General features: G+C 65.7%; 20 protein-coding genes. 7 read left to right on the forward strand and 13 right to left on the reverse strand.

Features of this window, described 5'->3' with window-relative positions:
* Nucleotides 1-122: 122 nt before the first annotated feature.
* From ACUJB0_RS24155 to ACUJB0_RS24195, 9 genes are all read right to left on the reverse strand, one after another.
* Nucleotides 123-3,128 carry a TonB-dependent receptor gene (locus ACUJB0_RS24155; protein ID WP_444847450.1) on the reverse strand — a complete coding sequence of 1,002 codons (3,006 nt, stop codon included), beginning with the start codon at nucleotides 3,126-3,128 and terminating at the stop codon, nucleotides 123-125.
* 127 nt (nucleotides 3,129-3,255) lie between these two features.
* Nucleotides 3,256-5,430, reverse strand: coding sequence for a glucosidase family protein (locus tag ACUJB0_RS24160; RefSeq protein WP_444847451.1), 2,175 nt, complete (start codon nucleotides 5,428-5,430; stop codon nucleotides 3,256-3,258).
* A gap of 10 nt (nucleotides 5,431-5,440) precedes the next feature.
* Nucleotides 5,441-7,408 (reverse strand): glycoside hydrolase family 97 protein, encoded by a 1,968-nt coding sequence (locus ACUJB0_RS24165; protein WP_444847452.1) that lies wholly within the window; start codon nucleotides 7,406-7,408, stop codon nucleotides 5,441-5,443.
* Between the two features lie 64 nt (nucleotides 7,409-7,472).
* A complete protein-coding gene (locus ACUJB0_RS24170) occupies nucleotides 7,473-8,438 on the reverse strand; it encodes a LysR family transcriptional regulator (RefSeq protein WP_444847453.1) in 966 nt (321 codons plus the stop codon).
* A gap of 218 nt (nucleotides 8,439-8,656) precedes the next feature.
* Nucleotides 8,657-8,848, reverse strand: coding sequence for a hypothetical protein (locus ACUJB0_RS24175; RefSeq protein WP_175001269.1), 192 nt, complete (start codon nucleotides 8,846-8,848; stop codon nucleotides 8,657-8,659).
* Between the two features lie 116 nt (nucleotides 8,849-8,964).
* The gene (locus ACUJB0_RS24180; protein WP_444847454.1) at nucleotides 8,965-10,221 is read right to left on the reverse strand and encodes an MFS transporter; all 1,257 of its coding nucleotides are present in this window, start codon (nucleotides 10,219-10,221) and stop codon (nucleotides 8,965-8,967) included.
* Nucleotides 10,214-10,531: a hypothetical protein gene (locus ACUJB0_RS24185; protein WP_444847455.1), complete on the reverse strand. Its 318-nt coding sequence runs from the start codon at nucleotides 10,529-10,531 to the stop codon at nucleotides 10,214-10,216. Before ACUJB0_RS24185 ends, ACUJB0_RS24180 begins: the two co-directional genes overlap by 8 nt.
* 19 nt (nucleotides 10,532-10,550) lie before the next feature.
* Nucleotides 10,551-11,105: an RNA polymerase sigma factor gene (locus tag ACUJB0_RS24190; protein ID WP_444847456.1), complete on the reverse strand. Its 555-nt coding sequence runs from the start codon at nucleotides 11,103-11,105 to the stop codon at nucleotides 10,551-10,553.
* 65 nt (nucleotides 11,106-11,170) lie between these two features.
* Nucleotides 11,171-11,995, reverse strand: a complete 825-nt coding sequence (locus ACUJB0_RS24195; protein ID WP_444847457.1) for a class I SAM-dependent methyltransferase — start codon at nucleotides 11,993-11,995, stop codon at nucleotides 11,171-11,173.
* Nucleotides 11,996-12,069: 74 nt separating this feature from the next.
* On the opposite strand from ACUJB0_RS24195, the gene ACUJB0_RS24200 reads away from it, so the two are divergent.
* Both ACUJB0_RS24200 and ACUJB0_RS24205 read left to right on the forward strand, forming a co-directional pair.
* Entirely contained in the window at nucleotides 12,070-12,462 is a 393-nt protein-coding gene (locus tag ACUJB0_RS24200; RefSeq protein WP_444847458.1) for a helix-turn-helix domain-containing protein, read from the forward strand.
* 261 nt (nucleotides 12,463-12,723) lie between these two features.
* The gene (locus ACUJB0_RS24205; RefSeq protein WP_444847459.1) at nucleotides 12,724-12,885 is read left to right on the forward strand and encodes a hypothetical protein; all 162 of its coding nucleotides are present in this window, start codon (nucleotides 12,724-12,726) and stop codon (nucleotides 12,883-12,885) included.
* Between the two features lie 118 nt (nucleotides 12,886-13,003).
* On the opposite strand, the gene ACUJB0_RS24210 is transcribed toward ACUJB0_RS24205, so the two are convergent.
* Nucleotides 13,004-14,407 (reverse strand): DEAD/DEAH box helicase, encoded by a 1,404-nt coding sequence (locus ACUJB0_RS24210; protein ID WP_444847460.1) that lies wholly within the window; start codon nucleotides 14,405-14,407, stop codon nucleotides 13,004-13,006.
* Between the two features lie 371 nt (nucleotides 14,408-14,778).
* Between ACUJB0_RS24210 and ACUJB0_RS24215 the strand changes: the two genes are divergently transcribed.
* Both ACUJB0_RS24215 and ACUJB0_RS24220 read left to right on the forward strand, forming a co-directional pair.
* Entirely contained in the window at nucleotides 14,779-15,570 is a 792-nt protein-coding gene (locus ACUJB0_RS24215) for a thioredoxin domain-containing protein (protein ID WP_444847461.1), read from the forward strand.
* Nucleotides 15,567-16,103 carry a serine/threonine protein kinase gene (locus ACUJB0_RS24220; RefSeq protein ID WP_444847462.1) on the forward strand — a complete coding sequence of 179 codons (537 nt, stop codon included), beginning with the start codon at nucleotides 15,567-15,569 and terminating at the stop codon, nucleotides 16,101-16,103. Before ACUJB0_RS24215 ends, ACUJB0_RS24220 begins: the two co-directional genes overlap by 4 nt.
* Before the next feature lie 62 nt (nucleotides 16,104-16,165).
* Here ACUJB0_RS24220 and fabI read toward each other — a convergent pair whose 3' ends face one another.
* Both fabI and ACUJB0_RS24230 read right to left on the reverse strand, forming a co-directional pair.
* The gene (fabI, locus tag ACUJB0_RS24225; RefSeq protein ID WP_161091635.1) at nucleotides 16,166-16,957 is read right to left on the reverse strand and encodes an enoyl-ACP reductase FabI; all 792 of its coding nucleotides are present in this window, start codon (nucleotides 16,955-16,957) and stop codon (nucleotides 16,166-16,168) included.
* Between the two features lie 209 nt (nucleotides 16,958-17,166).
* Complete coding sequence (locus ACUJB0_RS24230; RefSeq protein ID WP_444847463.1) at nucleotides 17,167-18,543, reverse strand: transglycosylase SLT domain-containing protein; 1,377 nt, start codon at nucleotides 18,541-18,543, stop codon at nucleotides 17,167-17,169.
* A gap of 226 nt (nucleotides 18,544-18,769) precedes the next feature.
* Here ACUJB0_RS24230 and ACUJB0_RS24235 point away from each other — a divergent pair, with 226 nt between their 5' ends.
* Nucleotides 18,770-19,327 carry a DUF1415 domain-containing protein gene (locus ACUJB0_RS24235; protein ID WP_444847464.1) on the forward strand — a complete coding sequence of 186 codons (558 nt, stop codon included), beginning with the start codon at nucleotides 18,770-18,772 and terminating at the stop codon, nucleotides 19,325-19,327.
* Nucleotides 19,327-19,515 carry a DUF1289 domain-containing protein gene (locus ACUJB0_RS24240; protein WP_117010535.1) on the forward strand — a complete coding sequence of 63 codons (189 nt, stop codon included), beginning with the start codon at nucleotides 19,327-19,329 and terminating at the stop codon, nucleotides 19,513-19,515. The genes ACUJB0_RS24235 and ACUJB0_RS24240 overlap by 1 nt, the downstream gene beginning before the upstream one ends.
* A gap of 11 nt (nucleotides 19,516-19,526) precedes the next feature.
* Here ACUJB0_RS24240 and ACUJB0_RS24245 read toward each other — a convergent pair whose 3' ends face one another.
* The gene (locus tag ACUJB0_RS24245; protein WP_161087207.1) at nucleotides 19,527-20,036 is read right to left on the reverse strand and encodes a DUF1993 domain-containing protein; all 510 of its coding nucleotides are present in this window, start codon (nucleotides 20,034-20,036) and stop codon (nucleotides 19,527-19,529) included.
* A gap of 174 nt (nucleotides 20,037-20,210) precedes the next feature.
* On the opposite strand from ACUJB0_RS24245, the gene ACUJB0_RS24250 reads away from it, so the two are divergent.
* A complete protein-coding gene (locus ACUJB0_RS24250) occupies nucleotides 20,211-23,330 on the forward strand; it encodes an EAL domain-containing protein (protein ID WP_444847465.1) in 3,120 nt (1,039 codons plus the stop codon).
* The last annotated feature ends 1 nt before the right edge of the window (nucleotide 23,331 follow it).

A 23,331-nucleotide genomic window follows, 5' to 3' on the forward strand; every position in this document is an offset into this window, starting at 1 on the left:
CTAATGCTTGAAAATCTAATTTTTTCATCGCCGTCTCCCATCAGTCCGTATTGCTTAGACCGATGGGGGAGCTAGCCGTTCAACACTTAGGCGCTACATAGCCTTTTTTTTTGTGCCTACGGTCAGAACTTGTAGTTGTATTCCGCCGTGAAGCGCACCTGCCGTTCAGGCGAACGGCCCAGCACCTGGTTGTAGTACGGGCTGATGGTGTCCGCGCCCGAGTTGTAGACCGGCTGCGTGGCCAGGTCGGTCTGCTTGTTGAACAGGTTGAACACGTCGGCCTTCAGGGTCAGGCCCTTGAGCCAGCGCGGCATGTAGGTCGCGTTCAACGCCAGGCGCACATCGGTCGGCAGCGTGCCCACCGAACCGCGCGGCGTCAGCTTCTCGTCGCAATAGAAGGTCGCCGCGCCATACCAGCCGGCCGGGTTGTTGTTGACGTTGAGCGCCTTGGGCAGGTTGCCGATGCAGGACTTCGGCGCGCCGGTGGCGATGTTGAGGTTAGCGCCCAGGCGCCATTCCGGCGTCAGCTCGTAGTAGCCAAACGCCTTGAGCACGTGCGTGTGGTTGTTGGGCAGCAGGCCGTTCGCGCCGGTCATCAGTTCCGGATAATCGAAGGCGGTGGTGGCGGCCAGGTCGGCCTGGCCGATGTCGGACGCCACCTGGCCTTCCATGTTGCCCCGGCTGCGCGACCAGGTGTAATTGACCTTGCCGTACCAGCCGTTGCGCAGCGGGTGCTCGAGGAAGAAGTCCAGCGCCGTGTAGATGCGCTCCACTTTCGGCAGGCCCATGTCCTCGGCCGACAGCGGCACCGTCACCAGCTTGCCGTCGCCGCGCAGGTCCAGCTCCAGCGTGTTGCCGCGGCCCGGATTGACCAGCAGGCAGGGCATGCTGTATTTGCTGGCGTTGACGTTGTTGCGGCGCGCCCACGCATCCACCGGACGCTGGTCGCACCAGTCCTCGATGGTGTTGCGCAGCGTGCGGTAGGTGAACTTGGCGCCGCCGTTGAAGGACGGCGTCAGCGCGGCTTCGAAGCCCAGCGCCAGTTCGTCCTGGTAGGTCGCGCCCAGGGAGCTGGCCGCCACCTGGTGCGGGTCCTTGGCCTGGCCGTACTCGTTACCGGCGGAGAAGGGCGGGCTGATTTCGGTCAGGCCGGTCGGCACGCCGGTCTTGGGATCGACGCCGGTGTAGGTGAAGTAGTGGTCGATGTGGACCGGGTTGCCCGCCAGGCGCAGCGCCACGCTGGTGGGGATCTGCAGGTGATAGCGGCCGGCGTTGGCGAACAGTTTCAGGCTGCTGTCGCCGCGCATGTCCCACGATGCGCCGAGGCGCGGCGCCAGCATGTGGCGCTGTTCGGCATATGGCACGCCGAAGCTGTTCTTGTTGGTGAACTGCTCGTTGCGCAGGCCCAGGTCCAGCAGCAGCCGGTCGGTGATCTGCCAGCGGTCCTGCAGGTATTGCGCGCTCTGGTCGGTCTTCGGCGAGGCCGAGTCGCTCTGGTGGTATTCGTCCACGTAGTAGCCCTGCGTGCCGTAGCCGCCGCCGGACGCCGGCGAGCGTCCGCCCGGCACCGCCGCATTCGGATTGGATGAGCGGAAGTAGATCCAGCTGCCGCCGCCCGCCAGCGAGGAGCCGTTGATGGACGAGACATTGTTGCGGTCAAGGCCGGCGCGCAGCGCGTGGTCGCCCAGCTTGTACTCGACGTCCAGGCGCAGCGTGGATTGCTTGTCCTCCGCGTTCTCCACTTGCATGGTGCCGCCGATCGGTTGCGGGTTGTTGTAGGTCAGCCCCGGCACCTGCGCGCGCGCCGGCGCGCTGACTTGGTACACGCCCGGCACGTAGCCCTCCACGCTTTGCGGATAGGTCGACTTGAAGCGGCCCGCCAGCGCGGTCACGGTCAGGCGGTCGGTCAGGAAGCCGGTGTATTTCAGGATCGAGTCGTTGGTGATGGCGCCGTCGCCGGTCACGCCGTCGGCGCGCGTGTTGTTGCGCTGTAGCGTGCCGTAGTCGAAGCCGTAGTTCTGCTGCGTCTTCTTGTACTCGTCGTGGATCTGCGTGAATTCCAGGCGGTGGTCGTCGTTGATGTTGTAATCGAGTTTGACCAGGTAGCGCGGCGTGTGGGTATCGCGCTCGGTCCAGCCGTTGGTCTTGTTGGTCGAATCGGAGTCCTTGCTGATGTAGCCGGAGGTGAAGCGGTCCTGCTCCACGTTGGCGAACACGAACAGCTTGTCCTTGATCAGCGGGCCGCCGACATAGGCGCTGCCGAAGACGTCGGTGGCGGTGTTCGAGCCGCGGTAGGTCAGCAGCTTGCCGTCGGTGGCCGGGTTGGCGCCGGTTTGCGGATAGTAGGTATCCTCAGGTTTCGCGCGCAGCTTGTTGGGCGTGTACTGCAGCACCGCGCCGGCTTCCCAGCGGTTGGTGCCGCTCTTGGTGGTGATGTTGACCACGCCGCCGGTGGAGCGGCCGAACTCCGCGCTGTAGCCGCCCTGCAGGATCTGCGCCTGCGCGATGGCGAAGAACGGCAGCGTGGTCGAGCCGATCTGCTTGTACACGTTGGTGACCGGGAAGCCGTTGATGTAGTACGAGTTCTCCGACACGCCGGCGCCGCCGAAGCTGTCGCCGCCGATGCGTGGATTGCCGCGCGTGGTGCCCGGCGCCAGCTGGATGATGCCCGACAGGCTTTGCGCCACGGGCAGCGCCTGCAGTTCGCGCGCGGTGAACACAGCGCCGTTGTTGGTGTTGCTGACGTCGATGGTACGGCGCTTGGTGGTGACGGTGACCGCCTGCACGGCGTCGAACGAGGCTTCGACGCCCTGGCCGATCAGCGCTTCCACGTCCAGCGTGCGTTCGATCTCGCCGCCGCGCATCAGCATGACCTTGTAGCTGCCGGGCTGCATGGAGGTGGCCTGATAGCGTCCGCTGGCGTCCGGGTGGACGGTGCGGCGCGCGCCGGTGGCCGTGTTCTCCAGCACCACGCTGGCGCCGTTGGCGTTGGCGATCTGGCCGAAGATGGTGCCGGTGGCGTTGGACTGCGCGTACGCTGGCGCGGACAGGCTGCCCGAGAGCAGGACGCCGCCGAATGCCAGCGCGAGGGCGTGGGCTACAACGGTCATCCGGATGGGGTTCTTCATGATGTCTCCTTATCGTTTTTATGATGATGGCCGGCTGCCGTGGGCAGCCGACTGAGACATACTAGGCAAGGAGGGGTTTGCGATCTAATGAATCTTTAGCGACTACCGTTGCTGGAAACGATATATGTCAATCGGGCAGCGCGACCTGCAACGGCGCCTTGCCGTCCCACGTGCGGTCGAGCAGGATCTTGCCGTCCAGGCGCACCAGCACGCGCTGTGTGGCTTGTCCCGGCTGCGCTGCTTTAACGCGCGTGGTGGTCAGCTCCAGTCCCTCGCCCTGTTCGCCCGCGCCGAACGCGCGTATGCGCCGCAAGGCCATGCGCGGCCAGCCCTTGGGCAGTCGTGGTGCGAAACTGAAGCTGCGCAAACCGGTCGGCTCGATGCCGAACAGGCCCTCGGTCATCACCCGCGCATACAGGCCGCTCTCCGCCGACAGGTGGCGCTGCTGGCCTTCCGGCCATGCCTCCACCGTATACGGCACGTGTTCGCCCAGCAGGCGGCGGCCGGAGTAGTAGCGCAGGTAGGGCATGGTGCGTTCCAGTTCGCCCGCCTTCAGCAGGCCGCGCAGGGCGTACAGCGTGGCGCGGTCCCAGAAGGTCTTGTCGCCGGCCTCGGTCAGCACGCCGTTCTCCGACCACAGTTGCGGCGACAGCAGCGCGTCGATGGTGCCGCGCTGGCGTTCCGTGATGCCGAGCGCCAGCGGCTGCGCGATCCATGCGCGCAGCTTGTCGTTGCCGGCGTAGTAGCGGTAGGTGTCGTAGCCGCCGATGTGGGCGCCGAAGTAGCGCTCGATGGCGGCGCGTTGTTCCTGCGCCTCGTGCTGCAACGCTGCGGCGCGCTGCGGGTCGCCCAGCGCGGCGTTCAGGCGCGCGGCGCCGGACAGGCCGCCGTAGGCCAGCACGTTGGTCGACAGGTTGGCTTTGCCGGCCGGGAAGCGGCCTTCCAGTTCGTCGCTGTCGGAATGGACGATGCCGTCGGCGTCGCGCTGGCGGCGGGTGAATTCCAGGCACCAGTCGATCAGCGGCAGCAGCTGGCGCGCGGTGCCGGCGTCGCCTTGCGCGAGGGCGAACTGGCTGGCGCCGTAGGAGATCATGGCGCAGTCGCCGCGGTCGCCGGCGCCGTTCCAGTAGCTGCGGCCCTCGGCGACGATGGAGGAGGGCAGCGGCTTGAATTCGGGGTTCATGTAGCGGGCGAACAGGCCGAAGCTGGTGACTGCGCTTTGCACGGCGGCGCGGTCGCCCAGGTAGGGGAAGAAGGGATTGACGTACTCCGCCTGGTCGTTGGCCCACACGGCGGCGTAGTAGCGCGTGCCGCCCGGGCCGTGCAGCAGGCCGCCGCGCGTGGCGAACACGCTTTCGGCGGCGCGTACCTTGGAGAAGGCGAACATGGCGTCGAGCACGGGGTCCGGCGTTTCCAGCACCAGCTCATCGCGCCATTGTGCGACCTTGCGGGCGCGCGCCTGCAGGGCTTCTTCGCCGTCGACGTAGACCATTTCGTTTTGCAGGCGGCCGCTGATGATCACGTCCACGTGCGTGCGCGCGCCTGGCGCCAGCGTGCCTTCGCGCGCGGGGGAGCGCACTTCGATCACGTAGGCGCCGTGCGTGCCGCGTTCGGCGGGCGTGGTCTCGCTGGTCGCCAGCGCGGCGAAGCTGTAGCGGCGGGCGGTCTTGCCGTTGTTGACCAGTTCCAGGCGCTCCACCAGCGCCGGTTCGTCCGGCGATGGCGTCAGGGTGCGGGTCAGCAGCAGGCCAGGCGCCACCTGGGATTGCAGCGCGAGACGGCCGTCGAAGCGTACCTGCCGCAGCTGCTCGGCGGCGGCGGGGGAACCGTCGATGGCGATGGCGGGCGTGGCTTCGGGGCCGAACTTGCGTATCAGGCTGGCGTGCGTGTCGTCGGGGATGGTGCGCAGCATCGGCCACACCACGGTGCGCGACAACAGCAGCGTGCCGTCGGCCTGGCTGCCGTAGTCGATCACCGCCGAGACCTGGCGGCCGCTCATCTCCAGCTGGTCGCGATGGGTGTCGGCGACCTGCCAGCGGATCGCGTTGCCGTCGATCTGCCAGCGCGGCGTGAAGGCCGGCGGCGCGGCCTGCGCCCAACCTGCCGCCAGTAGCGCTGCAGCCAGCGCTGCGGCCAGCGCCGTGACCCGCGCTGCGGCCAGCGCCGTGACCCGCGCTGGGACCGGCGCCGTGGCCTGCGCTGTGGTCAGCGCTGTGGTCAGCGCCGAGGCCTGCGCTGGGGTCAGCGCCGTTGCGGGGGCGACGGCCGGGGCGGCGGCGCGCGCGCGTAATTTGATGTGCATGCTGTTCTCCTTATTGCGCAGGCTTGGCGGGGCGGATGATGGCGGCCCAGCCGCCGCCTGGCGCCAGCTGCATGGTCAGGCGGCTGGCGCGGGTGACGCGGGCGCTGCCGGCCTGCACGTCGGTGGCGAAGACGGCGGCGTTCGGGCCGTCCTCCATGCTGCTCATCTGGTAGCTGCCTTCGCCCAGGAAGGACAGGTCGAGCGCCAGTTCGCGGCCGTCGGCGCCGGTCATCGCGCCCACGTACCAAGTGTCGCCATGGCGGCGCGCCATCGCCACGTAATGGCCCAGGTCCGCGTGCAGCACGCGGCTTTCATCCCACTCCACCGGCACCTGCCGGATGAAGTCCAGCGACGACGGATTGGCGCGGTATTGCGACGGGCTGTCGGCCAGCATCTGCAGCGGGCTTTCGTACACCACGTACATCGCCAGCTGGTGCGCGCGCGTGCCCTGGCTCATGGGCCGGTCGAAGCTGGCCACGAAGTCCTTGCGGTGGGCGTTGCTCATGGCGCCGGGCGTGTAGTCCATCGGCCCGGCGAACATGCGGATGAAGGGGATGGTCACGTCATGTTCCGGCGTCTGCTTGTCGGTCCACTTGTCGTTCTCCAGTCCCTTCACGCCTTCGAAGGTGAGCACGTTCGGCCAAGTGCGCTGCAAGCCGCTTGGCTTGAAGCTGCCGTGGAAGTCCACCAGCAGGTGGCGCGCCGCCGCCTCGCGCGCCACGCGTTCGTAGTAGTTCACCATCCACTGGTCGGCGCGCTGCATGAAGTCGACCTTGATGCCGGCCGCACCCCAGCGCGCGAACTGGTCCAGCGCTGGCTTCATCTGCGTGTCCAGCGTCTTCCACGACACCCACAGGATGATGCCCACGCCACGCTCCTTCGCGTGCGCCATCAGCGCCGGCATGTCGATGGCCGGCTTGACCGCCAGCAGGTCGCCCAGCACATACCAGCCTTCGTCCATGATGATGTATTCGAGGCCGTTCTCCGCCGCGAAGTCGATATAGTGGCGATAGGTGCGCGTGTCGATGCCGGACTTGAACGGCACGTTGTATAGGTGGTTGCCGTTGTACCAGTCCCACGCCACCTTGCCCGGCTTGATCCACTCCGTGTGCTTCAGTTCCTGGGCGTCGGCCAGCAGGTAGGGCATCTGGTTGGTCAGCAGGCCACCGGCTTCGGCGGCGATGCCCAGGATGCGCCACGGGTAGGCGCGCGTGCCTTCGGTGCGCGCGATGTAGGGCGCCTCCTGCGTCACCGGCACGTTGCGGTCGTCGCGCGCGGTGTCGGCCAGCGCCACTTTCGGGAACACGGCGCGCAGGCCGTCCGCCTCGCCGTGCAGGTACATGCCGGGATAGTCGCGCAGCCCGGATTCGGTCAGCACCAGATGCGCGCCGCCACCACGCACCAGCGCCGGCACGCCAACCAGTTTTCCGGCCGCCTCGCTCACGGCCAGCGCCTGGTAATAGTGCTCGTTGTGCGACTGCATGGACTTCTCCTGCGGCCAGTACAGCGTGTCCTGCGGCCGCACGTGCACGCCCGCCAGCTCGTCCTCCACCGTCACCTGGCCGGGCAGCTCGGTGCGGAAGCGGTAGGCGATGCCTTCGTCGTAGGCGCGCACCTCCAGCGTGTAGCCGCCGGCGAAGTCCAGCCGCAGCGCGTTGTAGTGGTCGCGCACCTCGCGCGATTTCTGCGCCACCACCGGCCGCACCGAGGTGTCGATGCTGTGGCGCTGCTGGCCGGTCAGGTGCGGGTGCTCGCCCAGCGTGCCGATGCCGCTCAGTTTGAGGCCGATCGGCGTGGGCAGCACCAGCTGGGTGTCGCGCAGGCTGACCGCGAGCGTGAGCTGGTCGCTGGTGTTGATGGTGACACGCAGCTGGCGGTCGGGCGAGCTCAGTTCCAGCGGGGCGGCCGCGTGGCTGGCCAGCGGGGCGATGAGAAGCAGCGCGCCAGCCAGGCGGCGCGCGAGGGATGGATGGTTCATGGCGGGTCTCCGTAGGTGTTTGGGCCATGCTAATCGCGCCGGGCGATAGCCGTCCATTCACCTTTTACGCTGCTGCCATGTCGAACGCGGTATGGCTGGCGATGGCCTGGTGGCGGATCGCCTGCAGCAGCAGTTCGGCGCCCGGCGACAGCAGGCGGTCGCGCCGGCGGATGATGCCGAAGGGGTCCATCTGGCACGCCAGCTCGATCGGCAGCACCACCAGCAGGCCGAGCGCCCGGTAGTGCTGCGCGACGTCGGCCGACATCACATTGAGCGCGTCGCTCATCTGCAGCATGCTGGTGATCAGCACGATCTCGCTGGTGTCGACCACGTCGCTCGGCGGCTCCAGGCCGGCGTTGTGGAACAGCTGCTCGAAGCGCAGGCGCAGGATGCTGCCGGTCGGCGGCATGATCCACGGCGCCAGCGCCAGCTCGCGCAGGTTCAGGCGCGCGCGTCCGGCCAGCGGGTGGCCGGCGCGCGCCACCACGACCACCGGCTCGGCGCCCAGTTCCTCGTACTGCAGGTCGGCGCTGTCCGGCTGGCTGGTCATGCGCGCCAGCAGGAAGTCGAAGGCGCCGCGCTGCAGGCGGTCCAGCAGCACGGTGCTCGATTCGATCTGCACGCCGATGCGCAGCTGCGGCGCGTGCTGCTTGACGCGCGTGATCGCGTGCGGCAGCAGACGCATGGCCGGCGTCATGATGCTGCCGACGTCGACCTGGCCGGCCAGCCCGGACCGCAGCGCGACGATGTCCTCGTGTGCGCGCGCCAGGCTGGTGAGCGCCATGCGCGCGTGGCGTATCATGCTTTCGCCGTAGATGGTGGGCTCCATGCCGCGCGGCAGCCGCTCGAACAGCGCGATGCCCAGCATGTCCTCGAGCTCCTTGAGTTGCTTGGAGGCGGCCGGCTGGGTCATGCACAGCACCTCGGAGGCGCGGCTGAGCGTGCGCTCGTCGTCGAGCGCGATCAGCAGCAGCAACTGCCGGGTCTTGAGCCGCGCGCGCAGGAACCAGTTGGGGTTGGGCGCGTTCATGCCGGCGCGTACCTATTCGATTTTGTCATGGCATCTCCCTTATAATTGTTGAAAAAAGTATAGGGGTGCAGCCATAGCCGATCAATGACGCAATCGAGGCGATTGATAACGAAATCGGCATAGTCGCCGGCGTGGCGCCCACATGCGAAAACGGCCCGGCCGAATAATCGACCGGGCCGTTCCGCATCCGGGCTCGCCACGCCAGGTGCCGCTGGGCGTTAGCGCGCCGGCTGTTCTCCGCGCAGTTTGTCCAGCATTTGCAAGGTCGCCGGCAGCAGGTTCATGATGCCGTGGTAGGCGCAGTATTCACAAAATGCTTCTTCCGGACTCATGGCGGTGATGCTGGCGTCCGAGTGGCCGCGGCGGCGCAGTGCGCGTAAGCAGGCTGCGTCCATATTCCTGGCGTTCATGCGCTGATTCCCTTTCGATTTGTATGGTTAGAGGGGGGGTACCAGCGCAATTATATGCTCAAAATAGTGCCTTGTGGCAACTAAATTGGGTTTTCTTAATTATTGAAAGCAATATGCTATGAGGCGGCCGGCTGCGGCACGGCGCCCGCCTTGGTGTCTCGGTGCAGGCGCCACAGCAGGCCCAGGCCGACCAGCGAGGTGCCGACCATCACGTAGCCGACGTGATTGAAGTGCTGCAGCTGGCCGCCCGCGCTTTGCGTGACGATGTGGCCGGCCACCACCGATGCCAGGCCGCCCGACAGCTGCTGCACCGAGGCGCTGATGGCGTTGAACGAGCCGCGCTGGGTCTGCGCCGGCACCGTCGAGACGATGGCCTGGAACGGGATCATGCGCGAGAAGATGCCGATGAACATCACCGTGTTGATGACGATGAGCACCGGCAGCGCGGTCGGACCCAGGTTGGTGTAGATCAGCACCATGGTGATGGTCAGCGCGGTGCCGAACATGAACACGCGGAACTTGCCAACCGTGTCGGCCACCTTGCCGATCAGCGGGCCGATGAAGATGGTGCACAGGCCGGTGACCAGGTAGACCGTCGGCAGGTGCTGCAGGTCGATGCCCAGGTTGTTGACGATGTAGGCGCTGCTGAACGGCATCAGCATGAAGCCGCCGGTGGTCAGCAGCGCGGTGGTGGCGAAGGCCAGCAGGTAGCGCCGCTCGGTCACGGTGTGGAACAGGTGCATCCAGGCGCTGTGCTCCTGCGGCTTGCCCAGGTGGGCGTCGACCGGCTGCAGGCGCCACGCCACCAGCAGGCCGCCGGCCAGCCCGAGGGCGGCCATGGCGGTGAACGGCACGTGCCAGTTCCACTGGTTGGACAGGTAGATGCCGACCGGGATGCCCAGTACCTGGCTGGCGGCGAAGGCGGTCTGGATCAGGCCCATGACGCGGCCGCGCTGTTGCGGCGCGAACAGGTCGGTGGCGATCGCCAGCACGACCGAGCCGATCACGCCGCCGAACAGGCCGGTGACGATGCGCGCCGCCAGCAGCGATTCATAACTCTGCGCCAGGCCGCACCACAGCGTGCCCAGCACGAAGCCGGCGTAAAAGAACAGCAGCAGCTTCTTGCGGTCGAAGCGGTCGGCGAAACCGGCCGTCAGCAGGCCGGAGGCGGCCGCGCTGAAGGCGTAGGCCGAGACCACCAGTCCGAATTGTTGGGGGCCGATGTGCAGGGCCGGCATGATGACCGCGCCCAGCGGCGACATCAGCATGAAATCGAGGATGACGGCGAATTGCAGGAAGGCCAGCATCGCCACCACGGTTTTTTGATAGCCGGTGAACGGCGTCGGTGCGGGTTTGGGTGCGTGTTTAGTCATGTGTCGGTTCTTTGTGGGGACGGCAGTAGGCGCTGCGGTCCTTGTGGAATTGTGCGCGCTCTTCGGGCGTCATGGCCTGCCAGCGCTGCCAGCGTTCGCGCCCGCCGTGGAAGCCGCCGCCGTGCCGCCCGCGGAAGCCGCCGAACAGGATACGGCACAATACCAGCAGACCGAGCGCGCGCCAATAATCGATTTGCATGCTGCCGGCGAACACCCCGGGCATGACCCAGTTCCACAGCATCATCACGACCCAGGCCAGCAAGGCCACCCCCAGCAGTATCATGGGCAGGAACACCAGCTTTCTTTTCATTTCAGATTCTCCTTTCGTTTCATTCGTTGTCGTACAGGGTTTGCAAGCGCGTGCGCAGGTACAGGACCGCGTAGCGTTTGCGCGCCAACAGGGTGTTGATCGATACGCCGCTTTGCGCGGCCATTTCCTTGAAGCTCACGCCGTCCAGCTCGTGCGCGACGAATACCTCGCGCTGGTTGGCCGGCAGTTCCTCCAGCGCCGTTTGCAGTTCCTCCAGCAGCGTGGCGCGGGCGTAGGCGTCCTCCGGGGGGCCGTCCACCGACGGCAGCAGCAGGTCCAGGCGGCAGTCGTCGCCGTCGTCGTCGCAGCCCAGGTCGTCGAGGCGCACTTCCTTCTTCTTGCGGAAGCGGTCGATGATGCGGTTGCGCGCCACCCGGAACAGCCAGGCGCTGGCCTGCTCGATCGGCTCCGGCAGGCGGTAGGCCTGGACGAATTCGTAGAACACGTCTTGCAGGATGTCGTCGGCGTCGGTCGGGTCGCTGACGCGGCGCCGGATAAAATTCCCGAGGCGCGAGCGCTCGCGCAGCACGGTTGCGGCGATGTCCTGTTCGGTGGTTGAATTCGGTGGTGTCATGTCGTTGTAGACGGTCCACGGCTGCGCTTATTGTGGCAAATTGCAAATAATTTCAACGCCGCACATCAGCGCGCGCCGGCGTGGATGTCCCACAGGGCGGCAGTGTAGCGTACCTGGTCGCCGTAGACGAAGGGCTCGAAGGCGGTGCGGGCCACGTCGGCCACTTGCTGGCGCGTGGACTCGCCGGCCGATTGCAGTAGCCTGCCGACTGGGCCCATGTGGGTGATGTAGTGCAGCAGGCCTTGCTCGGGGAAGCTGCAGGCCACATCGAGCGGAGTAATGTCGATGTCGCGCCATCCGCCTTGCTCCAGTATCGCTTGCACGCGGGCGCGGTTGGCGAAGCCGAACTGGCCCGGCTCGTCCGGCACGCGCGCGGGCAACTGGGGCAGCAGGGCGGCCGCGCTGCGCTCGGCGGCGGTCATGAAGGGATTGTCTTCCGGGGCGCGCCAGACGATGCAGCGCAGAGTGCCGCCGTCGCGCGTGGCCCGGCGCAGCGCCCTGAACGCGGCGACCGGATCGTCGAAGAACATCACGCCGAAGCGAGAGATGATGGCGTCGAAGCTGGCCGGTTCGAAGGCGTGGCGCTGGGCATCGGCCTGGATGAAGGTGGCGCTGGATTGGGCTTGCGCGGCGCGGTCGCGGGCGGCGGAGATCATCGGGCCGGAGATGTCGATGCCGGTGCAGCGGCCGTGTGTACCCAGGCGGCGCGCGGCGGCCAGCGTGGTGGAGCCGGTGCCGCAGCCCACGTCCAGCAGGCTTTGCGTGGCGGGCGAGATGGCTTGCATCAGCAGATCTTCGATGGGCTGGAACATGTGGTCGAGCAGGCCTTGAGCGGCGACCCAGGCGTTGCCGCCGGTGCCTTGCCATATTGTGCTTTGCTTCTGGTTCATGGTGTCTTCCTTTCGCTTGTCGTGGAAATACGGAAGTGCTACTGTGCCACTTCAAGTCAACTTGAGGTCAAGCGATGGCGAGCATGGACATAGCTGAAGTGGTGCGGATATCGGGCACGCCCGCGTCCACGTTGCGATTCTACGAGGAAAAGGGGCTGATCGCGTCGATTGGCAGGCACGGCTTGCGCCGCATATTCGACGCGGGCGTGGTCGAGCGGCTTGCGTTGATTGCGCTGGGCCGCGCGTCCGGCTTTTCGCTCGACGAGATCGCGGGCATGTTCGGCGCCGACGGCGACCTGCAGATCGATCGCCACCTGCTGACCGCCAAGGCGGACGATCTGGACCGCACCATCAAGAAACTCACCACCATGCGCGACGGTCTGCGTCACGCCGCCGTGTGCAAGGCCGCCAGCCACATGGAGTGCCCGACGTTCCGCCGGATCTTGCGGATTACGGCCAGGAAGTAGGGCGCGCCCGTGGGGGTATGTACACGGAGTGCTCTTCGCCGCTCCTTCTAGCAAAGCTTCGATTTCCGCTTCGGCTTTCTTCTATTTTTTCAAGCATTGAACTATTCCCGAGCTTCCCGGTCTAAATATGGGAAAGCCGAAGAAAATAGGGGAGAAAATCGAATGGATACTACAATGAGCGTGCAACTGCCCACCGATACCCTGCTCAAGCTGATCGAGAAACTGCGCCGCCGTGGCGGCTAGCAAGACTTGTCGGAAGCCATGACCCAAGCCATCGAATGCTGGCTGTCGGATCCGGCCCGGTTCGAGCCGGGCGCGGACCCGTCGGGCATCCACGGCTACCAATGGAAATCACTGTTTCTTCCCCGAAGGCACCATATTGAAATCGTGGAGCTACGGCGAAAACAACTACGCGCGCGTTGAAGGCGAGGACTTCCCTTGGCTGAACGCTGCCCTCAATGCAAAAAGCCCCCGCCGGCACTGGGCGCGATTTTGATCGCGTCCAGGCAGGCGGGGGCTTTTTAATTCAGCGGACTACCGATTAACGGTCGCCGTAGCTGCGGCGTGCGCCGTCGGTGCTGCGTGGGTTGCTGCCCTTGTAGCCGCCGCCGGTGCTGCCTTCCTTGCGCGGTGCGCCCGGCTTGCTGAACGTGCGCTGGCCCGATGGCTTGGCGCCGCCGCGGTTGTCGCCTGGCTTCCAGCCGCCTGGACGCGGAGCCGAACGCGATGCCGACGCGGTCTTCTTCGGCTCGTAGCCTTCGATGACGTTGACCGGAATCAGCTGCTTGGTGAAGCGCTCGATACGCTTGACGTTCATGCCTTCGGCATGGTTCACCAGCGAGATCGCCAGACCGTTGCGGCCCGCGCGGCCGGTACGGCCGATGCGGTGCACGTAGTCCTCAGGGAACTTCGGCAGGTCGTAGTTGAACACGTGGGTGATGGTCGGCACGTCGATACCGCGGGCGGCAACGTCGGTGGCGATCAGGATCTTCACCTGGCCGCGGCGCAGGCTGTCCAACGTGCGGTTGCGGGCGCCCTGGTGCATGTCGCCATGCAGCGCGGCGGCCGAGAAACCGGCGATGTTCAGACGGTCGGCGATGGTGTCGGCGTCACGCTTGGTGGCGGTGAAGACCACGGCCTGGTCCAGCGAGTCGTCGCGCAGCAGGTGGTCCAGCAGGCGGTTCTTGTGCGACAGGTCGTCGACGAAGTGCACGCGCTGGGTGATGTTCTCATGCTTGTTGGCGGCGCTGAGGATCTGGATGATCTGCGGATCCTTGGTGATGCGGCGTGCCATGTTGCCGACGACGCCGTCCAGCGTGGCCGAGAACAGCATGGTCTGGCGGGTCGACGGGGTCGCTTCGACGATCTTTTCGATGTCGTCGATGAAGCCCATGTCCAGCATGCGGTCGGCTTCGTCCAGCACCAGGATTTCCAGTTGCGAGAAGTCGATCTTGCCCGATTCCATGTGGTCGATCAGACGGCCTGGGGTTGCCACCAGAATCTCGGGATTCTTGGCCAGCAGTTGCATCTGTTTTGGATAAGGCATACCGCCCAGGATCGACACGGCCTTGATGCGGCGCAGGTTGACGCTGTACTTGTCGGTATTGGTGGTCACTTGCAGGGCCAGTTCGCGGGTTGGGGTCAACACCAGCATCTTTGGCTGTGCGGCTTTGAAACGTGGGCGCTCGCCACGGGCGCGGGCGGCTTGCATTTCCTGGTTCGGAGTCTTGCCGGCGGCTGCCGGGTCGATCTCGGACAAACGGTGCAGCGACGGCAGCATGAACGCTGCAGTCTTGCCGGAACCGGTTTGCGAGGATACCAACAAGTCCTTGCCTGCGATCGCCGCAGGAATAGCCTGCTGCTGTACCGGGGTCGGCGCGGTGTAGCCGGCGTCGGTCAGGGCTTTGATGAGGGACGTGTTGAGACCAAGTGCTTCAAATGTCATGCTGTTCTTTCGTAAAAAACCGGCGTTCGTGCAAAAGCCGAACGCGAAATAGCTACGCCTACCAAAACGAAATGACTCAATCAAAATCGAAAGAAATTTCGGCACAAAAGCTTTGCGCCGGGACGGTGTCAGGTGCGACACCAAAGGCGGGAGGGCTTTATAAGCGACATCAGGGTGATGCGCTAAGGCTTGCGAAGCTGCTAGTAATACCTGGCTGGTCAATCGGCGCTGCTTTTGTTGCAGCGCGCTCATTGCAGCGCACAGGCGACACTATACAGCACTACGAGTGGTCTGTATAGGTCAGTCTCTTTCTATTGTGCAGCGCCGCAGTTATTTATATGATAATTTTGAGGTTTTGATCGGAGTAAACCATGTTCATGCCGTGGGTCGTGACGTTGATGTTGTCGGGTACGCCGGGCGCGGTGCTGGAGTTGAAGCCGCAGGAGCTGGCCGCCTACGTCGCCAGCCACGAGCTGGTGGTGGTGCAGCTGACCTCGCCCGACCCCGGCTGCGGCTACTGCAAGGGCGCCGACCGGGTGTTCGACATGTCGGCCTCGCTGCCGCACCAGCCCGAGCTCAGCTACGTGCGGGTGCAGTGGACGCCGTGGCGCCAGATCCCCGACTTCGGCAAGCTGATGCCGGTGTACGGCGTGCCGATGCAGTATGTGTTCGGCAAGGGCAAGCTGCTGGGCGACATCAGCGGCCGCCCCACCGGCGCGCAAGCGTTCCTGGGCAAGGTCAACGCGATCATCGCCGATCCGCCGACCGAGCGGGTCGCCGCCGCCGAGCCGGAGCCCGAGCAAGAGGCGCCGTCCGCGCCGCTCAGCGCGGAAGAGCAGGGCGCGCTGCGGCAGATGATACGGCGCGACATGCTGCGGCAGGCCACCGGCAAGTGCGCCAACCGCTATCCGGACCACGCCAAGGCCTACCAGGAAGCGCTGCAGTCGTGGAGCGGCGTGCATCAGGCGGGCCTGAACCAGGCCGCCACGCTGATGCTGGCGCGCACCTCGCGCGCCGACGCGGCCGACATGCGCAAGCTGGCGGCCGAAGAAAAGGATGCGATGCGCGCCTGGCATGTGGACAAGCTGGGGCTGTCGCCATTGAAAACGCCAACCCGCGACGACTGCGACAAGGTCGCCGCCGGCCTGAAGGAGCTGCCATGAGCGTGCACACCTACTGGATCGTCGATATCGACGCCACCGCCGAGGAGGCGCCGGCGCTGGCCGACAAGGTGCGGCAGTGGCTGGTGGAGCGGGAGATCATCCTGCCCGGCCCGCCGCTGCTGGACGAGGCGTACCTGCCCCTGTACCGCTACGGCCCCGCCGCGGCGCGTTGGGCGCACGAGAACGCGCTCGGGCACGACCTGCTGTGCGCCGGCCTGCACATCGTCACCGAGCGCACCGTGTTCCATGCCGGCGAGGGCGATGTCGGCCCCTTCGTCTGCCCGCACTGCGGCGCCACGCACTTCGACCTGCCCTGGTCGCCGCCGACCGAGGCCTGGTACGAAGGCGAGGGCGACAGCAGCCTGGGCTGTCCCGCCTGCGGCACGGCCAGCAGCATCGCCGAATGGCAAAGCGGCTGGGCCTACGGCCACCTGGGCTTCGGCTTCGTCGAGGGCCGGATGCTGGACCGGCTGCGCGACGAGCTCGCGGCGCTGACCGGCCACCGCCTGCGCGTCGTGCACGAGCACCTGTAATCCGCCGCGCAAACAAAAACGCCCGGCATGGCCGGGCGTCGTGAGCGTCAGCGCGGCTGCGATCAGAGGTAGTCTTCGGCGTTCAGGCCCATGACGTGCGAGAAGCCGCCGTCGACGTAGGTGATCTCGCCGGTGATGCCGGAGGCCAGGTCCGACAGCATGAAGGCGGCGGTGTTGCCCACTTCCTCGATGGTGACGTTGCGGCGCAGCGGCGCGTGCGACGAGGCAAAGCCCAGCAGCTTGCCGAAGTCCTTGATGCCGGACGCGGCCAAGGTCTTGATCGGGCCGGCCGAGATGCCGTTGGCGCGGATGCCCAGCTTGCCCAGGTTTTCCGCCAGGTAGCGCACCGACGCCTCCAGCGAAGCCTTGGCCAGGCCCATGGTGTTGTAGTAAGGGATGGCGCGCACCGCGCCCAGGTACGACAAGGTCAGCAGCGACGAGCCTTCCTTCAGCAGCGGCAGCGCGGCCTTGGCCATGGCCGGGAAGCTGTAGGCCGAGATGTCGTGGGCGATGCGGAAGTTCTCGCGGGTCAGGCCGTCCAGGAAGTCGCCGGCGATCGCCTCGCGCGGCGCGAAGCCGATCGCGTGCACCAGGCCGTCCAGCTGCGACCAGCTCTTGCCCAGGTCGGCGAACAGCGCGGCGATCTGCTCGTCGCTCGAGACGTCGCAGTCGTACACCAGGCTGCTGCCGAATTCGGCGGCGAATTCCGTGATGCGGTCCTTGAAGCGCTCGCCGACGTAGGTGAAGGCCAGCTCGGCGCCCTCGCGGTGGCAGGCCTTGGCGATACCGTAGGCGATGGAACGGTTCGACAGCAAACCGGTGATGAGGATTTTTTTGCCTTGCAAGAACGCCATAGTGACTCCAATTGCAACTGCGCGCCTAGTCTTGCCTTGAACAGCTGGCTGGCGACGTCAGTGGGGTTGTTATTTATGTGAGAGGCCCGTTGCCGGCCGCCGCAAGACCAAGATTGTAGGGCGACTGGGCCGCGACTGCAACCTTTGATCGCTGCGGCGGCCCCGGCGGCATGCGCCCGGGCCGGGGCCGGGCGGGCTGCGTTGGCTGTTTAATTGCCGCGGTGGCGGGACTTGTGGGCGTCGCGCGGCACGTGCGCCTTGACCAGCGCCACCGGACCGGACTTGGCGGTCTTGCCGCCCTTGGCCAGTTTGTAGCCGGACTTGCCGGTGGTGCGCTCGCGCTCGGCCTCGAAGGCCACGGTGGCGTTGCGCTCCACCTCGGGCGAGATGTCCACGCTGGCCGAGGTGGAGATCTTCGGCACCAGGATGGTGGAGCCGGCCTTGAGCAGCGTCTTCTGCGGGATGTTGTTGGCCTGGCGGATGACTTCCGGCGTGGTGTGGAAGCGCGAGGCCAGGGTGCCGATGCTTTCGCGGGCGCTGGTGATCTTGTGCGTGGTCCAGGTCGACAGCTCCTTGCCCCACTGCGCCAGGTTCAGGTGGAACTTGGCGGCGTTTTCCTTGGGCAGCAGGATCTTGGTCTCCTCGTCGCCGGTGATGACCGGGCGCTTGAACTGCGGGTTGAGCGCCTTGAACTCGTCGACCGACAGCTCGGCCAGGTGGGCGGCGATGGTCAGGTCGATGTCGCTGGTCTTGTCGACCGCCGTGAAGTACGGCGTGTTGTCGATGGCCGGCAGGTTCAGGCCGTACTGGGCCGGATTGGCGATGATGTTCTTGACCGCCTGCAGCTTGGGCACGTAGTTGCGGGTCTCGGCCGGCATCAGCTCGGCCAGGCTCTCGAAGTCGGTCGGCTTGCCGGCCGCCTGGTTGCGCTTGATGGCCTTCTGCACCGAGCCTTCGCCCCAGTTATACGCGGCCAGCGCCAGTTGCCAGTCGCCGAACATGTCGTACAGGCGCTGCAGGTAGGTCAGGGCGGCGTCGGTCGAGGCCAGGATGCCGCGGCGCTCGTCCTTGAAGGCGTCCTGCTTGAGGTTGAAGTCGCGGCCGGTGCCCGGCACGAACTGCCACATGCCGGCCGCGTTCGCGCTCGACAGCGCCTGCGGGTTGAACGCGGACTCGATGAACGGCAGCAGCGCCAGCTCGGTCGGCATGCCGCGCTTCTCCAGCTCGGTGACCACGTGGAACAGGTAGCGCGAGGCGCGCGCCGTGGTGCGGCTGATGTAGTCGGGACGGGTGGCGTACCAGTTGACGTGCTTGGCCACCAGCTCGTTGTTGATGTCCGGGATGGCGTAGCCGCTGCGGATGCGGCCCCACACGTCTTTTTCGCGGAAAGCATCCTCGTCGACCGCTTTGGCCGGCTTGTTGATTTTCAGGGAGGAGACATCGAGGGCGGGGGACTTGGGGAGGGCGGACAGCGGCATCGACGACGCCGGCAGGCCCGGCGCTTCATCGTGCGCCTGGACCATCGCCGGCGCCATCAGGGCCAGCAGCGTCGCCAGGGCGGCGGATTTAGAAATACGTGCTTGCATAGTTTTCCATTGTTATCGACCAGCAACATCGATCGGACTATGAATAAACGTGGAGTGTACGAAGGTCGCCCGGTCGAGTCAAGAAATATGTCAGCAGGATGACGAATTCTTTTATGCAATCGTTCCACGTAAATAAGCAGAAAATGCCAGCAAAATCGCGGAAGTATGAGTTCCCGCAAAGAGTGCGTACAATTCCGCTTTTGAGCAGTCACCAAGGAATTGAATTATGAGTAGCCCCGCCATCGATCACGACGCCGTCATCGCCGAGACCGTCAATTGGGTGGAGCAGGCCGTCATCGGCCTGAACCTGTGTCCGTTTGCCAAGGCCGTCCATGTGAAAAAGCAGATCCGCTACGTGGTCAGCGACGCCGACACCCCGGAGGCGCTGCTGGCCCAGCTGCTGGAGGAACTGGAATACCTGGCCGAGACCTCGCCCGAGAAGGTCGACACGACCATGCTGATCCATCCGAACGTGCTGGCCGACTTCGAGGACTTCAACGAATTCCTGGACGTGGCCGACGCCGCGCTGGAGGACGTGGAGCTGGACGGCATCCTGCAGGTGGCCAGCTTCCATCCGGACTACCAGTTCGCCGACACCCACCCGAACGACATCGAGAACTACACCAACCGCTCGCCGTACCCGACGCTGCACCTGCTGCGCGAGGACAGCGTGGAGCGCGCGGTGGAAGCCTTCCCCGAGGCCGGCGAGATCTTTGAAAAGAACATCGAGACGCTGCGCGCCCTGGGCCATGACGGCTGGGACAAGCTGATGAAGGTGAAATGATGGCCGACCTGCCGGTCCGGCCGGACACGCCGTGCGTGGCGGTGTGCTCGACCACCTTCGACGAGATCTGCCGCGGCTGCGGCAGGTCGGTGGTCGAGGTGGCGCACTGGGTGTCGATGAGCGCCGAGCAGAAGGAACTGGTGTGGCAGCGCATCCTGGCGCAGGGCTACCCGCGCCGGAACACCTGATCAATAACTGATCAATACGTGCCGATGAAGTTCTTCTTGCCGATGTCCAGGCCGTTGTGGCGCAGGATGTCATAAGCCGTGGTGGCGTGGAAGAAGAAGTGCGGCAGCGCGTAGTGGAACAGATAGGTCTGGCCGGTGAAGTGCTTGGTCTTCTCGCCGCTGCCGGTGGTGATGGCGCGCGTCTCGCTGCCCTCGATGGCGCTGGCCGGCACGCTGTCGATGTAGGCCAGGGTCTTGACGATGCGGGCCTTCAGTTCGGCGAAGCTGGTTTCGGTGTCCTCGTACGAAGGCACGTCCAGGCCGCCCAGGCGGGCCGCCGCGCCCTTCGAGAAGTCGCAGGCGATCTGGATCTGGCGGGTGAACGGCAGCATGTCCGGGAACAGGCGGAACTGCAGCAGCGCGTTCGGATCGATCTTTTTCTCGGCCGCGTGGGTCTCGGCCTTGTCGAGGATGGCCAGCAGACTGTTCAGGATCTGTTTGAACACGGGGATGGAGGCGGAGTACATGGAGAATGTGGTCATGGCGGAGCCCTCTGTTGAATGGAGCCGCGATGATAGCCTGCCTGTGGGTTTTTTGCTGGGAGCATGACTTTTTCGCCAGTTTCCGTGCATAATTCCATCAAGTAACCCTAAAGTTTGCGCGACGAACCCCCTATACACAGATGATGCAAACTTATCAAGACGGCGTACCGGTGCATGATTAGCGCCCTCTATCAACGGCTGCGTACCCGGCTCGGCGCCCTGTACGGTCTCTCGATCTATGGAGCGCTGTTGCTTGTGGTGTTCGGCGGCCTGGTCATCCCGGCCATCATCGGCAGCTATCTGCTGATCGGCGTGCACGAGCAGCAGTCGGCGCGCGTGGCGCTCAACGAATCGCTGCAGCGCAACGCCGACATCCTGGCGCTGGGCATGCAGGAATCGCTGTGGAACATGAACGCCGAGTCGGCCCATTCGCTGGTCGAGTCGGTGATGCGCGACCAGTCGGTGCTGCAGGTCGAGGTGGTCGGCCAGGCCGACACCCAGTTCATGAGCGTGCATTCGCCGCGCCGCGCGGCCGGCAATGTGTACCGCGCCGAGCGCGAGATCCTGGTGCGCGGCGAGCGCATCGGCCGCATCACGGTCGAGATGGACGACGCCCGCAGCCAGCAGGAGCTGCGCGAGAAGCAGCTGTCCTATGTGTTCGTGCTGGCCGGGCAGCTGATGGTGTCGCTGCTGCTGATCGTGCTGTTCCTCAATTCCCGCCTGATCAAGCCGCTGCGCAAGCTGATGCGCTTCTCCGACCGCCTGTCGCACGGCGACTTCGAAACCCGGCTGGACCTGGTCGGCAGCGACGAGCTGGGCCGCCTGGCCAGCCAGCTGGAGCAGATGCGGGTGGCGATCAAGCGCCTGTTCGAGGATATCGGCCAGCGCGAGGAGCGCTTCCGCACCATCGTCACCCAGGTGCCGGGCGCGGTGTTCCGCTTCCGCCCCGACGGCCCGATCGACTTCGTGTCGGACGCCATCGAGGAGATCTCCGGCTATTCCGCCGCCCAGTTCATGCGCAGCACCACCCACTCCTGGACCAACCTGATCGCGCCGGAAGACCGCAAGAAGCAGCGCCGCGCCGTCTCCGAGGCGATCCGCGGCGCCCAGCCGTACGAAGTCGAATACCGCATCCTGGACGCCTCCGGCACCGAGCGCTGGGTGGCCGAGAACGGCCAGCCGCAGCCGCACGACGGCGAGGGCAACGCGCCCTGGGTGGACGGCATCATCTCCGACATCAGCATGCGCAAGCACAACGAGATGCGCATCGAGGCGCTGCTGGCCGAGCAAAGCGCCATCCTCGACAACGTCATGTTCGGCGTGATGTTCGTCCGCAACCGCAAGATCGTCTCGGTCAACCGCCGCTGCGAGGAGCTGTTCGGCTACGAGCCGGGCGCCATGACCGGCGCCTCGACATCGATCGTGTTCCCCAACTCCTTCGATTTCGAATCGGCCGGCGCGCGCCAGTACCCGTCGCTGTCCGAGGGCGACTACTTCAACGAGGAGCGCCACTACCGCCGCAAGGACGGCAGCCTGTTCTGGTGCATGGTCAGCGGCTACGCGCTCGACAACAAGCGCGCCAACGAGGGCAGCATCTGGGTGTACGCCGACATCACCGCCCGCAAGGAGGCCGAGGAGAAGCTGCGCCTGTCGGCCACCGTGATCGAGCACATCGCCGACGGCGTGGTGGTGCTGGACGACCAGGGCATCATCGTCGCGGTCAACCCGGCCTTCACGCAGATCACCGGCTACACCGAGGCCGAGGCGCTGGGCCGCGACCGCACGCTGACGCGCTCCGGCCGCCATGACACCGAGTTCTACGCCGACATGTGGAAGGCCCAAGTGGAAAAAGGCTTCTGGCGCGGCGAGATCTGGAACCAGCGCAAGAACGGCGAGCTGTATCTGGAATGGCTGACGGTCAGCGCGGTGCGCGACACGCGCGGCGAGACCACGCACTACGTCGGCGTCTTCAGCGACATCACCAAGGCCAAGGAATCGCAGGAAAAGCTGGACCACCTGGCCCACCACGACCCGCTGACCGCGCTGCCGAACCGCCTGCTGTTCCACGACCGCCTGCAGCACGCGCTGCAGCGCGCCTCGCGCGACGGCGAGCAGCTGGCGCTGCTGTTCATCGACCTGGACCGCTTCAAGAACGTCAACGACACGCTGGGCCACCACATCGGCGACGAGCTGCTCAAGCAGGTCGCCAAGGCGCTGCAGGAGCGCCTGCGCGAGGGCGACACGCTGGCGCGCCTGGGCGGCGACGAATTCATCGTCCTGCTGGAGAATATCGAGAACCAGTTCGGCGCCAGCCAGGTCGCCGAGAAGCTGGTGCAGATGTTCGAGCAGCCGTTCATGGTGGCCGGGCACGAATTGTTCGTCACCTGCAGCGTCGGCATCAGCGTGTTCCCGGAGGACGCGGTCGACCTCAATATGCTGATCCGGAACGCCGACGTCGCCATGTACCAGGCCAAGGCGCGCGGGCGCAACGGCTACAGCTTCTACACGCCGTCGATGACGGGCGAGGGCGTCGAGCGCCTGCGGCTGGAGACCTTCCTGCGCCGCTCGATCGAGAAGGACGAGATCTTCCTCAACTACCAGCCGCAGGTGGAGATCGACACCGGCCGCCTGATCGGCGTCGAGGCGCTGGTGCGCTGGAACCATCCGGAACTGGGCCTGGTGCCGCCGATCCGCTTCATCCCGCTGGCCGAGGACACGGGCTTCATCAACCAGCTGGGCAAGTGGGTGCTGGAGGAGGCCTGCCGCCAGATGATGCGCTGGCAGGAAGCCGGCCTGCAGGTGCCGAAGATGGCGGTCAACCTGTCGGCCAAGCAGTTCGAGCGTGGCAGCATCGTCAACATGGTGGCCGACATCCTGCGCGAGACCGGCCTGGCGCCGGAGCGCCTGCAGCTGGAGGTGACCGAGTCGGTGATCATGAACACCGGCGACGCCATGGTCTTCATCAACGACCTGCACTCGATCGGCGTCGGCCTGGCGATCGACGATTTCGGCACCGGCTACTCGTCGCTGGCCTACCTGAAGCAGCTGCCGGTGCAGACGCTGAAGATCGACCGCTCCTTCATCAAGGACATCTCGACCGACGTCAACGACGAAGCCATCGCCATCGCCATCATCCAGCTGGGCAAGAGCATGAACCTGTCCGTGATCGCCGAGGGCGTCGAGACCGAGGAGCAGGCCGCTTTCCTGCTGCGGCACGGCTGCCACCAGGCGCAGGGCTACTTCTACAGCAAACCGGTGTCGGCCAGCGACATGCTGGCGCGCTGGCACCAATAAC

The sequence above is a fragment of the Duganella caerulea genome (assembly GCF_040362985.1).
GTDB classification, from domain to species: Bacteria; Pseudomonadota; Gammaproteobacteria; order Burkholderiales; family Burkholderiaceae_D; genus Rugamonas; species Rugamonas vulcania.